Below are 13,658 nucleotides of genomic sequence, written 5' to 3'. Positions count from 1 at the left end.
ATAGTGCGCCCATGCTGACACCGCTCCGCGCCGTACCTGCTCCTGCCGCTGACTCGCCGACTCTCCCGCACAACCTCGATGCGGAGGCGGCGCTGCTCGGCGCCATGATGATCGACAATCGGCTCGCCGAGGACGTGCAGCTGAAGCTGCGGCCCGAGCATTTCTTCGAACCGGTTCACGGCGAGATTTACGGCGCGATCCTGAAGCTCGTGGACCGCGCGATGCTTGCGACGCCGGTGACGCTGCGGCCGATGTTCGCCGATCATCCGGCACTTTCGGAACTGGGCGGGCCGGCCTATCTCGCGCAGCTCACCGAACAGTCCGCTGCCCTGATCGCCGCGAAGGACTTCGCAGCGCAGATCTACGACCTCGCCCTGCTGCGCGAACTCGTGCGCGTCGGGCGCGAGATGGTCGTCTCTGCATCGGACACGTCGCAGGACGTGAACCCGCACGATCAGATTCAGCAGGCCGAACTTGCGCTCTACAAGGTTGCCGAGGAAGGCGAGGTCTCCAACTCGGTGAAGAGCTTCGCCCAGTCCGCGACGCTCGCGGTGCAGATGGCCGAGCGCGCCAAGCAGTCCGGCGGGCATCTTTCGGGCATCACCACGGGTCTCAACGCGCTCAACACCAAGATCGGCGGACTTCATCGCTCCGACCTCATCATCCTCGCCGGGCGTCCCGCGATGGGCAAGACCGCGCTTGCCACCAACATCGCCTTCTCGGCCGCCGAACGCCTGATGAAGGATCGTGCCGACCAGATCGACAAGACGAGCGGCGCCGGGGTGGCGTTCTTCAGCCTCGAAATGTCGGCGGATCAGCTGGCGACACGTATCCTTGCCGAGCAGGCGCGCATCAGCTCCGAAGACCTGCGCATGGGCAAGATCAATCAGGCGCAGTTCCGCGATCTCGTGCGCGCGTCTGCAGCGCTTCAGGATCTGCCGCTCTACATCGACGATACGCCCGGTCTCACGATCGCGGCGATGCGTTCGCGCGCGCGGCGGCTGAAGCGGCAGAAGGGTGTGGGGCTCATCGTGGTCGACTACCTGCAGCTTCTGCAAGGCAGCAGCCGACAGTCGAACGACAACCGCGTGAACGAAATCTCTGAAATCACGCGCGGCCTGAAAACGCTGGCCAAGGAACTGAACGTACCGGTGATCGCGCTATCGCAGCTCTCACGTGCGGTGGAGCAGCGCGAGGACAAACGGCCTCAGCTCGCCGACCTTCGCGAATCCGGCACCATCGAGCAGGACGCCGACATCGTTCTGTTCGTGTACCGCGACGAATATTATCACGCCCAGAAGAAGCCCGAGGACGGCACGGAGAAGTTCGAGAAGTGGATGGAGCGCGGCATCGCCATCCGCGGCCGCGCAGAGGTGATCGTGGCGAAGCAGCGCCACGGTTCCACCGGCATCGTCGACCTGCATTTCGAGGCAGTGCATACGCGCTTCAGCGATCTCGCCGACGACGCGCATCTTCCCGAACGCGATTACGAATAGGCCGCTATTTCGCCTTCAGATATTGAGGCTTCACGAGCGCGCGGAGTGCATCCGTCAGCGGCACTTCGATCTGGAAATCGCCCTCGGCATATGGCCCCGCCACGTAGGGCCCGAGCAGCACGCGGAAGCCCGAGATGTCCTGCCCCGGCCATGACGCCAGCGCCACCGGCTGATCGCTGATCGGCGGACAATCATCGAACATGCCATTTTCGATTGCACCGCGCCGCGAGACGCGCTCGGCATCGAGCGCCGTACAGTAGGCGGGGGTGAGCAATTTCTCGGCAGCGGTCCAATCGGTGAAGAGATCGCTGAAACTGATTTCGCGTCGTTCGGTCTTGTCCCAATATTTCACCGCGAACCCATGATTGGGATGCGCACCGCCCGTATACATCGAGATTTCGGAGCTGATGTTGAGCAGCGCCGGTGTATCGGCCGCGACAGTCCAGTCCTGCACGAAGAAATGAGATATCCTGGGAGCGTCTGCGGGGCGAAGCTTCATATCCTCCACCGCGCCCGCATGCATCTCTTCCGCGCTCGCCAGCGCCTGCGCCCGAAGCGTTTCGAACAGCGTCGGCGCTTCGGCAAGCTCTGGCGGTGCGCGCCACAGGAAATCGAGTTCCGCCGTTTCGCGTTTCACGAGGAGGTCGCTTGCGGGAATCGAGGTGTCTGTCCCGAGAGCGGCGGCCTTCGGCTGCGCTGAAGCCGCATCGGCTTTTTCAGCCTTCGGGGCGTCGCATCCGGCGAACGCGAGGGACACCAGAACAATTGCGGCATTGCGCGTGAGCATTGCATTCTCCAAGCCGATCGAACTGCAATTTACAGACCGGATGCCCACGCGACAATTGCCGTTGCTAATTCAGCTTAACCTCCGCGACCTTATCCTTGTATTCCTCTTTCGGATCGACGCCGAACATCAGCTTTATGCCGGCGAACAGGCTGTTCTCGTTAAGCCAGATTTCCGCATAATCCGTATCCAGCCGCAGGAGGGCGAGTTTGGGATCGGTTTTTCCGCCTTCGTACCAAGCGGCAATGAAGGGGTTCCAGAGCCGATCGATCACGGATTGATCGTTGTCGAGCCAAAGTGTGCCGTGAACGGTTGCAAACAGATCATGGTGCTTTGCTGCAAACGAGGCGATCGCGCGGTGTTCGGCATCAAGTGCCTGAACCAGCGCATTGTCGCGCGCAGCGAAAAACCAGATCGGGCTTCGGTCGTCTTCGAACAGTGCGGTCATCGGGCGTGTGTGGCCCTGCTCCACGCCATTCAGGCCGATCATCATCGTGCGGTCTGATTTCAGAGCCTTCCAGAATTTGGCTTCCATTTCGGCTTCGTTTGCCATTTTGCGTTCCTCCGTCGGGTATCGAAGGGGAACGGGCATGTGGGGCTGAGGTTCCGGACATGCCGCCCCGATGCGGGCGGATCGCTATTTGCGAGGGCCGGGATGCGCGGTTCAGGCTTTATTCGGCTGCTTCGGCCGTCTCGTCTTCGGTATCCTGCTGGCGCGTCCACATTTCGGCATAAAGACCGCCTTTGGCGAGCAGGTCTTCATGGCGACCGCGTTCGGCGATCCGGCCCTTGTCCATCACGAGGATTTCGTCGGCATCGACGATGGTTGAAAGGCGGTGCGCGATGACAAGTGTCGTGCGCCGCGCCGAGACGTCCGACAGTGCATCCTGAATCGCGGATTCGGTGCGGCTGTCGAGAGCGCTCGTCGCTTCGTCGAGGATCAGGATCGGCGGGTCTTTCAGGATCGTGCGCGCGATGGCGACACGCTGCTTCTCGCCGCCCGAAAGCTTCAGCCCACGCTCGCCCACTACCGTATCGTAGCCCTGCGGCAGCGAGACGATGAAATCGTGTATCTGCGCCCGCCGTGCGGCGGCCTCGATCTCGGCCTGCGTCGCGCCGGCACGGCCATAGCCGATGTTGTAGCCAATGGTGTCGTTGAACAGCACGGTATCCTGCGGAACGATGCCAATGGCAGCGCGGACGCTTGCCTGCGTCACCGTGCGGATATCCTGCCCGTCAATCGTTACGCGGCCCGCCTGAATGTCGTAGAAGCGATAAAGGATGCGGCTGAGTGTGGATTTGCCCGCACCCGATTCTCCGACGACAGCGACCGTGTTGCCTGCGGGAATTGCGAAGCTGACGCCGTGCAGGATCTGCCGTTCTGGATCATAGCCGAAATCGACGCCGTCAAATCGCACCTCTCCCGCATTTACGGCAAGCGGCAGCGCGCCCGGTCTGTCGGCGATCTCGGCTTCGGTATCGAGCAGGCCGAACATCGCTTCCATGTCGATGAGGCCCTGCTTGATTTCGCGGTAAACCCATCCGAGCATATCCAGCGGGCGGAAAAGCTGCATGAGCAGCGTATTGACGAGCACGACGTCGCCCACCGTGAACTTGCCCTCACTCCAGCCCCAAACCGTGTAGGCCATCGCGCCGGCCATCATGATGTTGGTGATCAGCGATTGGCCGATGTTGAGTGCGGCAAGCGAGTTCTCGCTCTTGATCGCGGCGTTCGCATAGGCGGTGAGCGACTGGCGATAGCGGTCCCGCTCCAGTGTTTCCGCGCTGTAGTATTTCACGGTTTCGTAGTTGAGGAGCGAATCCACCGCGCGCTGCGTGGTGCGGTTGTCCGTATCGACCATGCGGCGGCGAAGTTCGCTCCGCCATTCCGTCACGCGCCGCGTGAACCAGATATATAGCGCGACGATGACGAGCGTCGCCGCGACAATCTCGAAGCCCATCTTGATCTGAAAGATCACGCACACGGCGACGAGTTCGATGATCGTCGGGGCGATGTTGAAGGCGAGGAAGTAGAGCATCGTGTCGACGCTCTTGGTGCCGCGCTCGATGATGCGTGTGAGCGCGCCGGTGCGGCGTTCGAGGTGAAAGCGCAGGGAGAGTTCGTGGATGCGCGCGAAAACTTCGGACGCGAGATCGGCGCCCGCGACCTGGCCCACACGCTCGAAGATGACATTGCGCACATTGTCGAACAGCACGCCGCCGAACCGCGCCGCCGCATAGGCGAACACAAGCCCGACGCCGAGCAGGAAGCCCTGGTTCGTGGGCGTCGCCATCGAATCGATCACGCCCTTGTAGGCAAAGGGCATGATCAGCATCGTCGCTTTGGCGATGAGTACGAGGATGAGCGCGGCGACGACGCGCACCTTGAGGCCCGGCTTGTCGGCGGGCCACAGGTAAGGGAGGAAGCGGCGCAGTGGATGCTGCTGCGAGGTGGTCGTCATGCCCTGTAGATAGGGGTTCAGGCCGGCGCCTTCCAGCAGGTGCTGACATGATCGTCCACAAGGCCGACCGCCTGCATGTACGCGTAGATGATCGTCGAGCCGACGAAGTTCATGCCCGCCTTCTTGAGCGCCTTTGAAATGGCGTCGCTGAGCGGGGTGGAGGCGGGGACGTCCTTGAAGCTCTTGGGGCGGTTCACGAGGGGTTTTCCGCTCACGAAAGCCCAGAGCCAAGCATCGAAGCTGCCATGCTCGCGCTGCATATCAAGGAACACGGCGGCGTTTCGGCGGGCCGACCAGACCTTCAGGCGGTTGCGGACGATGTTGCCGGTGGCGAGCACCGTTTCCAGCTCGGCATCGGTCATCGCGGCGACGCGGACGGGGTCGAAGCCGTGGAAGGCGGCGCGGTAGCCATCGCGCTTTTTCAGAACGGTTTCCCAGCTGAGCCCGGCCTGCGCGCCTTCGAGGATGAGCATCTCGAACAGCTTGCGGTCGTCGTGGACAGGCACGCCCCACTCATCGTCGTGGTACGCGGCGTAGAATTCCTTGCCGGGACTGTTGCCGAAACAGCGGACGCGCGCGCTCATCCTAGTCGAACAGGCTGGAAACCGAGGATTCGTCGGCGATGCGGCGGACAGCCTCGCCGAGCAGCGGGGCGATGGTGAGCTGGCGCAGCTTTTTCGCGTTGGCGATCTCCGGGCGTGAGATCGAGTCGGTGATGACCAGCTCCATCAGCTCCGAGCCCTCGACACGCGCGACCGCGCCGCCCGAGAGCACGCCGTGCGTGCAGTAAGCGACAACGGCCTTGGCACCTGCGGCACGGAGCGCGGCAGCGGCGTTGCAGAGCGTGCCCGCCGAATCGACGATGTCGTCGACGAGGATGCAGAAGCGGCCTTCGACGTCGCCGATGATGTTCATGACTTCGGATTCGCCGGCGCGCTCGCGGCGCTTGTCGACGATGGCGAGCGGCGCGTTGTCGAGGCGCTTGGCGAGCGCGCGGGCGCGCACCACGCCGCCGACGTCGGGCGAGACGACCATCATGTTCTCAGAGCCGTAACGGGCGAGGATGTCATCGCTCATCACCGGGGCGGCGTAGAGGTTGTCCGTCGGGATGTCGAAGAAGCCCTGGATCTGCCCGGCGTGCAGGTCGACCGAAAGCACGCGATTGGCGCCCGCGACGGTGATGAGGTTGGCGACGAGCTTCGCGGAGATGGGCGTGCGCGGGCCGGGTTTCCGATCCTGCCGCGCATAACCGAAATAGGGTACGACTGCGGTGATGCGCTTGGCGCTCGCGCGCTTCAGCGCGTCGATGCAGATGAGGAGCTCCATCAGATTGTCGTTGGCCGGGAAGGCCGTGGACTGGACGACGAAGACATCCTCGCCGCGCACATTCTCGTGGATTTCAACGAACACCTCTTCATCCGCGAAGCGGCGAACGCTCGCCTGCGTCAGCGGCATGTCGAGGTAACGGGCGATATCGCCCGCAAGCTGAAGGTTGCTGTTGCCCGCAAGCAGCTTCATGGCGCGCGAATCCCTGTTTTGTGGCGGTGACGAGTCGGTCGGTTCACTAGCTGCCGCAGGCGGCGTGAGCAACGCCTATGACATCTGTGTTGCAGCGGCGGTTAGGCAGGAAGCCCGATCAGCGCGATCTGACGCCCGTAATCGGCCTCTCCCCGGTGCGTCGCGCGGCGGAAGCTGAAGTAGGCCTCCGGGTTCGCATATGTATCCTCGCCGAGCAGTTCGACGCGTCCGATGCCTGCCGCCGCGAGCCGTGCCCCCACATAGGCTTCGAGGTCGAACTGATGGTGTCCGGCGCGTCCATCGAGGAAGAAACGCTCGTTTTCCGGGTCCGCCTCGCAGAAGCGGCGGAAGAAGCCCTCATCGACTTCATAGGAGGTGCGCGCGATGCAGGGGCCTACGGCGGCGGCGATGCGGTCGCGACGGGCGCCGAGTTTCTCCATCTCCGCGATGACGCTGTCGGTGACGCCGCCGAGCGCGCCCTTCCAGCCCGCATGTGCCGCGCCGACGACGCCGGCCTCGCGGTCTGCCAGCAGCACGGGCGCGCAGTCCGCCGTGAGGATACCGAGCAGCAGGCCCGGCGTCGCGGTCGCCAGCGCATCGGCGTGCGGGCGGGCATCATCCGGGTATGGCGCGGTCACGGCGATGGTGTCCGGGCTGTGGACCTGATGCAGCGTCACGAGCTTCGCGCCCGGCAGCACGGCCTCCACCGCACGGCGGCGGTTTTCGGCGATGGCAGTTCGGTCGTCCTGCGACCCGAGCCCGACGTTGAGCCCCGCCACGATGCCTTCGGAAACGCCGCCCCGGCGCCCGAGGAAGCCGTGGGGGAGGCCATCGAGCGCGGAGGTATGAAGGACGGGAACGCTCATGGACGCAGCACCTTGCGATAGATGAAATCGTGATCGGCCTGTTCGCCCACCATGAAGCGGTGGTCGCCGACCTTCTCGAAGCCGTAGTTCTCGTAGACCTTCTGCGCCCGGTAGTTTTCGGACCAGACGGTGAGATACATATCCTGCCAGCCGCCCATGTTCGCCCATTCGAGCGCCCAGGCCATCATCGGCTGCGCGATGCCGCGCCCGTGCCACGCCTTCAGGATGTAAAGCTGCCGAAGCTCGCACTTGGTGCGGCCGTCGTCGTCCACGGGGAGGTAGGGCGGACCGACCTTGCAATAGGCGACCATCCTCCCGTCGGCTTCGGCGATACGAAACGCGTAGGCCGGGTCCGCGAACTCCACCGGCATTCCCTCGGGGCCGAATACGGTGACGAGGAAGTGGTCGAGATCGTGCTTTGCGTAAAGGTGGCCGAACGTCTCGATGAACGTTTGGCGGCCGAGTTCGCAAAGTGCGGGAAGGTCGGCGGCTGTCGGCGTGCGGAAAACGATGTCGCTCATGTGCCGAAGCCTGCTGGCTCGGGCCAATCCTTGTGTGTGAACGCAAGCACCTTGAACAGACTCCCCATCGTCTGCGGCAGGGTGAGCCGCCGCATCGCGCCCGCTATAGCATGGCGGGCTTCCGGGTCGAGGCTGCGCGAGAGACGCTCGGCGCGGGCTTCGATGCCGAGCGCGACCAGGAAGGGGCCCTGCAGTGCAAGCGGCGAAACATGGACGCCTGCCGCGCGCGCTGTCTCGGCAAGCGCCGTGAAATCCACATGCGCGGTGAGGTCATGCTCGCCTGGCGCTGCAAGCGGATCGGCGGCCGCATGGGATGCAAGCGCCTGCAGGGAATCGCCCTCGGCGGGGCCTTCATAGCCGTAGTCGATAAGGAGTGCGGCACCACCTTCCGCGGCGATCCGGGCGGCGAGGGCGCGAGCATAATCAACGCGCGCGGGCGCGATTTCGCGGATTGCATCGCCTTCGGGCGTAAAGACGAAGGCATCCTCCGAAACGCCGATGCGCCGTTCTTGCCATTCGCCATCCACGCGCGCCTCCTGCCGGATGGGGAGGGCGTCGAAGAACTCGTTGGCGATGACGAGCAGCGGCGCGCCTTGCGGCACGTCCGCCAGATCGTTGTGCCACGCGGCGGACGGGACGCGCTGTGCCTGCGCGGCGCGGAGGGCGGGGCTCGTTTCCACGAAATGGACGCGGATCGCTTCAGCGAAAGCGGGGAGCGCGCGGGCGGCGCGGAGCAGGTCCGCCATCAGCGTGCCGCGCCCGGGGCCGAGCTCGACGAGGTTCACGCGGGCAGGCCGCCCTGCGCGGTCCCAGAGGTCCGCCATCCAGAGGCCGATGATCTCTCCGAACATCTGGCTGATTTCCGGGGCCGTGGTGAAGTCGCCGCCGCGCCCGAACGGATCCCGCCCGGCGTAATAGGCCGCGACGCATTCCGCCATGTAGCGGTCCACGCCGATCGGGCCGCGCGCTTCGATCTCGGCGGCGAGCTTCCTCCCCAGCGGGGTCATTTCGCGAGCGCGCGCTTTCCGGCGGTCGCGACGAAGTAGGCACCGGCCACGATCATCGTGGTGGAAAGCGTCTGCCCCATGGTGAGGCCCCAGGAGAGCGTGCCGAGCTGGGCATCGGGCTCGCGGAAATATTCGACGACGAAGCGGAACACGCCGTAGCCGAGCATGAACGTGCCGACGAGGAGACCGGGCTTGTAGCGCGCATCGGTTTTCCAGAAGAGATACCAGAGGATCGCGAACAGCACGATGCCTTCAAGCCCCGCCTCGTAAAGCTGGCTCGGGTGGCGCAGCACATCGCCGCCGGTGGGGAATTTCATCGCCCACGGCACGTCCGTCGCGCGGCCCCAGAGCTCTCCGTTGATGAAGTTGGCGATGCGCCCGAAGAACAGGCCGAACGGGATGGTGCAGGCGATGTAATCGTGGACGCGCAGCCAGCTCAGCTTCTGCTGCCATGTGTAGAGGAGGAGCGCGATCGAAACGCCCGCCGCGCCGCCGTGGAACGACATGCCGCCTTCCCAGAGCTTGAACACGTCGGAGACATGGCCTTCGGGACCAAAGAAGCGCGCGAAATCGTAAAACAGCACATAGCCGACGCGCCCGCCGAGGATGATGCCGAGCGTCACCCACGTGACGAGATCGTCGGCATGGCGGCGGGCCATCGGTGCACCGGGTTTCGCGAGCATCTTCAGCAGATACCACCACGCGACGATGATGCCGCCGATATAGGCGAGGCTGTACCACCGGATCGGCAGGCTCGTTTCGGTGAAGGGCAGGGGAATACGGAACCAGACCGGATCGATGCTGGGATAAGTAAGCGCGGCCTCGATTGCGAACATACGGCTGTCTGCCCTCAAAAACGACGGGATTGCCCCTGTGGACGCCGCGCACCATAGTGCCGGGAGAGCATAAGGCAATCGGATGCGGGGAGGGTTTTGGCCTATGGCCGAGCCGCTGGAAGCGTTTCGCGGCGAGACACGCGCGTGGCTGGAGGCGAACTGTCCCGCCGAGATGCGTGAACGGGTTCTGGAAGAAGCAGACGTCTGCTGGGGCGGGCGCAACGTCCGATTCAAGAACGATGCGCAGCGGCTCTGGCTGGAGCGCATGGCGGCGCGCGGCTGGACGGTGCCGGAATGGCCGAAGGACTATGGAGGCGGCGGACTTTCCGCCGAGGAAGCCAAGGTGCTTGCGGAAGAAATGCGCCGCATACACGCCCGTCCGCCGCTCAGCTCGTTCGGCATCTGGATGCTGGGGCCGGCATTGCTGAAATACGGAAATGAGGCGCAGAAAGCCGAGCATCTCCCGAAAATCGCGCGCGGCGAAATTCGCTGGTGCCAGGGCTATTCGGAACCGGGCGCAGGCTCCGATCTCGCTTCGCTGAAAACGAAGGCCGAAGACAAGGGCGATCACTGGCTGGTGAACGGCTCCAAGATCTGGACGAGCTATGCCGATCAGGCCGACTGGATCTTCTGCCTGGTCCGTACCGAGCCCGATGCCTCGAAGCATGAAGGGATCAGTTTCCTCCTGTTCGACATGGCGTCCGAGGGTGTCTCGACCTCGCCGATCAAGCTGATCAGCGGCTATTCGCCGTTCTGCCAGACCTTTTTCGATAACGTGCGCGTGCCGAAGGAAAACCTTGTCGGCGAGCGTGGCAAGGGCTGGTCGATCGCCAAGTATTTGCTCACCCACGAGCGCAGCTCGATCGGTGCCGATTTCGGCACGGGAGGCCGTGACACGGCGGCGCAGATCGCCAAGAAGCGCGTCGGCACGCGCGCCGACGGTACGCTGGCGGACGAAGGGCTGCGCGTCGATCTCGCGCGGCATGACATGGATACGCTCTGCTTCGCGCTCACCATGGAGCGCGTGAAGGACGAGGCGAAGGCCGGGCAGGACATCGGACATTTGTCATCGATGCTGAAGCATGTCGGCTCCGAACTGAACAAGTCCCGGCAGGAACTGCTGATGAGCGTGTTCGGCAGCGACGGTCTGCTGTGGGACGGCGAGGGCGCGCACGACGGCGACATGGCAAAGGCGTGGCTGCGTTCGCGCGCCAATTCGATCGAGGGCGGCACGGCGGAGGTGCAGCTCGGCATCATCGCCAAGCGCGTGCTCGCGCTGCCCGATGCTTGAGGGGTGACGATGGCACTTGTTCTTACTGACGAACAGGCGATGATCCGAGAAGCCGCCGATGGCTTCTTCGCGACCGAAGCGCCCGTATCGGAACTCCGCCGTCTGCGCGATACGCAGGATGCGACAGGTTTTTCCGCCGACCTGTGGAAGAAAATGGCCGAGATGGGCTTCGCGGGCGTTCTCGTGCCCGAGGTGCATGGCGGCAGCGGGCTCGGCCTCGTCGCGGCGAACCTCATCCAGGAAGCCGTGGGACGGAACCTGTCGCTGTCGCCGTTCCTGTCGACCGCCGTGCTCGGCGCGACGGCGCTCGCCGGTGCGAACGAGGACCAGCAGGCCGCGCTGCTGCCGAAGCTCGCGGCGGGCGACCTGCTGCTGGCGCTGGCGAGTGACGAGGCTTCGCGCCATGCGCCGCACCTTGTCCGCACGCGCGCCGAGGCTGCGGGCAACGGCTTTCGCATCACCGGCACCAAGAGCTTCGTGCTGGACGGGCATATCGCGGACCGGCTGATCGTCGCAGCGCGGACGTCGGGTGAGGATGGGGACCGCGATGGCATCACCTTGTTCCTCGTCGATCCGAAGGCCGCGGGCGTTGCAGTAAAACGCACCACCATGGTTGATAGCCGCAACGCGGCCGATATCCGTTTCGACGGCGTACAGGTGGACGGCGCAGACGTGATCGGCACGGTCGGCGAAGGCGCGACGATTCTCGACCGCGTGCTCGATGCCGGACGCACCTGCCTTGCCGCCGAGATGGTGGGCGTTTCGGTGCAGAGCTTCTCGATGACGGTCGGCTACCTGAAAGAACGCGAGCAGTTCGGCCGCAAGATCGGCAGCTTCCAAGCGCTCCAGCACCGCGCCGCGCAGCTCTACTGCGAGATCGAGCTTGCGAAATCGGCGACGCTGAAGGCCGCGCAGGCGCTGGATGCCGGCGATAAGGATGCGCCGCTCTACGCAAGCCTTGCCAAGGCGAAGGCGGGCGCAGTGGCGCGGCTTGCGACGAATGAGGGCGTGCAGATGCACGGCGGCATCGGCATGACCGACGAATACGACATCGGCTTCTTCATGAAGCGCGCCCGCGCCGCCGAAGCCAGCTTCGGCGACCTGTCGTTTCATGGCGATCGTCTCGCCCGCATGTTAGGGTATTGAAATGCTGACCGAACTCGACAAGGCGCAGGACAAGGCTATCGCGGCGATCACGGCGCCGGGCACCCAGCTGGAGGTGATCGAGAAGACAGTGCGGGGTGTCCCGCTGAAGCTCTTCAAGAACGCGCCGCCGACGATGCGCGAATTCTTCCAGTTCTTCTTCAACCATAACGCCGCGCGCGAATTCCTGGTCTATGGCGAGGAGCGCCTGACCTTTGCCGAGGTTTATGCGAAGGCGCTGCGTATCGCCGCGGTGATGCAGCACAGTTACGGCATTTCCAAGGGGGATCGCGTGGCGATCGCCATGCGCAACTATCCTGAATGGATCATGGCCTACATCGGCCTTGTGCATCTGGGCGCCGTGGTCGTGCCGATGAATGCGTGGTGGCAGCCGGAAGAGCTTGCCTATGGGCTTGCGGACAGCGGCACGCGGCTGGTGATCGCAGACGAGGAACGGCTGCGCCGGCTCGGCGCCATCGAGGGCATGTCGGTGCCGGTGGTTGCCGTTCGTACCAGCCATGGTGTCGCGGCCGAGCATGGGGCGGACCTGCTCGACGATCTTCTTGAAAGCGGCCCGACGGATACGTGGTATCTGCCGCCGCTCGGGCCCGACGACGATGTCAGCATTCTCTACACGTCCGGCTCCACGGGCTTCCCGAAGGGCGCGGTGTCGACGCATCGCGGCGTCGTGCACGGGGCCTTTTCCTACCTGGTTCAGGGCCTTGCGCTGCTCAAGCTCTCTGAAGCCTCCGGCGCCTATGTGCCGCCGCAGCAGATCATGCTGCTCTCCGTGCCGCTGTTCCACGTCACCGGTCTCGTACCGCTGATGCTGGTTTCGATCGCGATCGGGCGCAAGTTCATCATGATGCACCGCTGGGACGCCGGAGAGGCCCTGCGGCTGATCGACAAGGAAAAGTGCACCTATTTCGTCGGCGTGCCCACGATGACGCACGAGATCATGTCGCATCCGGAACGCGACAAGTACGACATTTCGACGGTGACGGACTGGGCGGCGGGCGGCGCGCCGCGCCCGGCGGAGCATGTCGAGCGGCTCGCGAAGGCGATCCCGACGGGCAAGCCCGCGATCGGCTATGGCCTCACCGAAACGAACGGCGTGGGCGCCGGTATTCTCCGCGAGTCATATCTGGCGCGGCCCACTTCGACAGGGCGCGCCTCCAAGCCCGTTGTCGAGATCGCGATCCTTGATGACGACGGCAATGCGCTCGCGCCGCAGGCGGTGGGCGAGGTGTGTATTCGTTCGGCGGCGAACGTGCGCGGTTACTGGCGGCGGCCCAAAGAAACGGCGGACGCCTTCGACAAGGCGGGATGGTTCCACACCGGCGACGTGGGCTACCTCGACGAGGACGGCTTTCTGTTCATCGTGGACCGCAAGAAGGACATCATCATCCGAGGGGGTGAGAACATCAGCTGTCAGGAGGTCGAGGCAGCGATCTATGCGCATCCGGCGGTGATGGCGGCGAGCGTGTTCGGCCTTCCCGACGACCGGCTCGGCGAGATCGTCGGCGCTGTGGTATACTTGAAACCCGGCGAAAAGGCGGAGCCGGAGGCGATCATCGATTTCACGCGGCAGCACCTTTCGGCGTTCAAGGTCCCTGCGCGGCTCTGGGTTTCGGCGGAGCCGCTGCCGCGGCTCGGATCGGAGAAGATCGACAAGGTGAGCCTGCGTAAAATCTACCGCGAAATCCACCGCGCGGAGGCGGCCTGAAAGGAGTG

Annotated in this window: 13 protein-coding genes; 4 read left to right on the top strand and 9 right to left on the bottom strand. The window is 64.4% G+C overall.

Annotated features, from left to right (window positions below):
* The first annotated feature begins 11 nt into the window (after nucleotides 1–11).
* On the top strand, nucleotides 12–1,496 hold the full coding sequence (locus DFR51_RS13535; RefSeq protein ID WP_121052516.1) for a replicative DNA helicase: 1,485 nt from the start codon (nucleotides 12–14) through the stop codon (nucleotides 1,494–1,496).
* Nucleotides 1,497–1,500: 4 nt separating this feature from the next.
* Here the strand turns inward: DFR51_RS13535 and DFR51_RS13530 are convergent, their stop codons facing one another.
* From DFR51_RS13530 to lgt, 9 genes are all read right to left on the bottom strand, one after another.
* Nucleotides 1,501–2,253 (bottom strand): polysaccharide deacetylase family protein, encoded by a 753-nt coding sequence (locus DFR51_RS13530; RefSeq protein WP_126494983.1) that lies wholly within the window; start codon nucleotides 2,251–2,253, stop codon nucleotides 1,501–1,503.
* 94 nt (nucleotides 2,254–2,347) lie between these two features.
* Complete coding sequence (locus DFR51_RS13525) at nucleotides 2,348–2,833, bottom strand: pyridoxamine 5'-phosphate oxidase family protein (protein WP_121052050.1); 486 nt, start codon at nucleotides 2,831–2,833, stop codon at nucleotides 2,348–2,350.
* Between the two features lie 118 nt (nucleotides 2,834–2,951).
* Entirely contained in the window at nucleotides 2,952–4,742 is a 1,791-nt protein-coding gene (locus tag DFR51_RS13520; protein WP_121052048.1) for an ABCB family ABC transporter ATP-binding protein/permease, read from the bottom strand.
* Between the two features lie 17 nt (nucleotides 4,743–4,759).
* Nucleotides 4,760–5,326, bottom strand: coding sequence for a DNA-3-methyladenine glycosylase I (locus tag DFR51_RS13515; RefSeq protein WP_121052047.1), 567 nt, complete (start codon nucleotides 5,324–5,326; stop codon nucleotides 4,760–4,762).
* A 1-nt stretch (nucleotide 5,327) separates the two neighbouring features.
* Entirely contained in the window at nucleotides 5,328–6,260 is a 933-nt protein-coding gene (locus tag DFR51_RS13510) for a ribose-phosphate pyrophosphokinase (RefSeq protein WP_121052045.1), read from the bottom strand.
* A gap of 101 nt (nucleotides 6,261–6,361) precedes the next feature.
* Nucleotides 6,362–7,126 carry a peptidoglycan editing factor PgeF gene (gene pgeF / locus DFR51_RS13505; protein ID WP_121052043.1) on the bottom strand — a complete coding sequence of 255 codons (765 nt, stop codon included), beginning with the start codon at nucleotides 7,124–7,126 and terminating at the stop codon, nucleotides 6,362–6,364.
* Entirely contained in the window at nucleotides 7,123–7,647 is a 525-nt protein-coding gene (locus DFR51_RS13500; RefSeq protein WP_121052041.1) for a GNAT family N-acetyltransferase, read from the bottom strand. The genes pgeF and DFR51_RS13500 overlap by 4 nt, the downstream gene beginning before the upstream one ends.
* Entirely contained in the window at nucleotides 7,644–8,654 is a 1,011-nt protein-coding gene (locus DFR51_RS13495) for a class I SAM-dependent methyltransferase (RefSeq protein WP_121052039.1), read from the bottom strand. Before DFR51_RS13495 ends, DFR51_RS13500 begins: the two co-directional genes overlap by 4 nt.
* Entirely contained in the window at nucleotides 8,651–9,490 is an 840-nt protein-coding gene (gene lgt / locus DFR51_RS13490; protein ID WP_121052038.1) for a prolipoprotein diacylglyceryl transferase, read from the bottom strand. Before lgt ends, DFR51_RS13495 begins: the two co-directional genes overlap by 4 nt.
* Nucleotides 9,491–9,593: 103 nt before the next feature.
* On the opposite strand from lgt, the gene DFR51_RS13485 reads away from it, so the two are divergent.
* The 3 genes from DFR51_RS13485 to DFR51_RS13475 are packed head-to-tail and all read left to right on the top strand — an operon-like array spanning nucleotide 9,594 to nucleotide 13,650.
* Entirely contained in the window at nucleotides 9,594–10,781 is a 1,188-nt protein-coding gene (locus DFR51_RS13485) for an acyl-CoA dehydrogenase family protein (protein WP_121052036.1), read from the top strand.
* 9 nt (nucleotides 10,782–10,790) lie between these two features.
* A complete protein-coding gene (locus tag DFR51_RS13480; RefSeq protein ID WP_121052514.1) occupies nucleotides 10,791–11,927 on the top strand; it encodes an acyl-CoA dehydrogenase family protein in 1,137 nt (378 codons plus the stop codon).
* A 1-nt stretch (nucleotide 11,928) separates the two neighbouring features.
* Nucleotides 11,929–13,650 carry a class I adenylate-forming enzyme family protein gene (locus DFR51_RS13475; RefSeq protein WP_121052034.1) on the top strand — a complete coding sequence of 574 codons (1,722 nt, stop codon included), beginning with the start codon at nucleotides 11,929–11,931 and terminating at the stop codon, nucleotides 13,648–13,650.
* Nucleotides 13,651–13,658: the final 8 nt, after the last annotated feature.

The organism is Sphingosinicella microcystinivorans, assembly GCF_003634215.1.
Classification (GTDB): Bacteria; Pseudomonadota; Alphaproteobacteria; order Sphingomonadales; family Sphingomonadaceae; genus Sphingosinicella; species Sphingosinicella microcystinivorans.
The sequence above is the reverse complement of the archived record's forward strand: the minus strand, read 5'-3'. Positions and strand labels throughout refer to the sequence as shown.

Bases quoted from the DNA above. Each gene is read 5' to 3' on its own strand.
- DFR51_RS13480 (WP_121052514.1), top strand. From the start codon at position 10,791: ATGGCACTTGTTCTTACTGACGAACAGGCGATGATCCGAGAAGCCGCC.
- DFR51_RS13475 (WP_121052034.1), top strand. From the start codon at position 11,929: ATGCTGACCGAACTCGACAAGGCGCAGGACAAGGCTATCGCGGCGATC.
- DFR51_RS13525 (WP_121052050.1), bottom strand. From the start codon at position 2,833: ATGGCAAACGAAGCCGAAATGGAAGCCAAATTCTGGAAGGCTCTGAAA.
- DFR51_RS13535 (WP_121052516.1), top strand. From the start codon at position 12: ATGCTGACACCGCTCCGCGCCGTACCTGCTCCTGCCGCTGACTCGCCG.
- DFR51_RS13500 (WP_121052041.1), bottom strand. From the start codon at position 7,647: ATGAGCGACATCGTTTTCCGCACGCCGACAGCCGCCGACCTTCCCGCA.
- DFR51_RS13510 (WP_121052045.1), bottom strand. From the start codon at position 6,260: ATGAAGCTGCTTGCGGGCAACAGCAACCTTCAGCTTGCGGGCGATATC.
- lgt (WP_121052038.1), bottom strand. From the start codon at position 9,490: ATGTTCGCAATCGAGGCCGCGCTTACTTATCCCAGCATCGATCCGGTC.
- pgeF (WP_121052043.1), bottom strand. From the start codon at position 7,126: ATGAGCGTTCCCGTCCTTCATACCTCCGCGCTCGATGGCCTCCCCCAC.
- DFR51_RS13520 (WP_121052048.1), bottom strand. From the start codon at position 4,742: ATGACGACCACCTCGCAGCAGCATCCACTGCGCCGCTTCCTCCCTTAC.
- DFR51_RS13515 (WP_121052047.1), bottom strand. From the start codon at position 5,326: ATGAGCGCGCGCGTCCGCTGTTTCGGCAACAGTCCCGGCAAGGAATTC.
- DFR51_RS13485 (WP_121052036.1), top strand. From the start codon at position 9,594: ATGGCCGAGCCGCTGGAAGCGTTTCGCGGCGAGACACGCGCGTGGCTG.
- DFR51_RS13495 (WP_121052039.1), bottom strand. From the start codon at position 8,654: ATGACCCCGCTGGGGAGGAAGCTCGCCGCCGAGATCGAAGCGCGCGGC.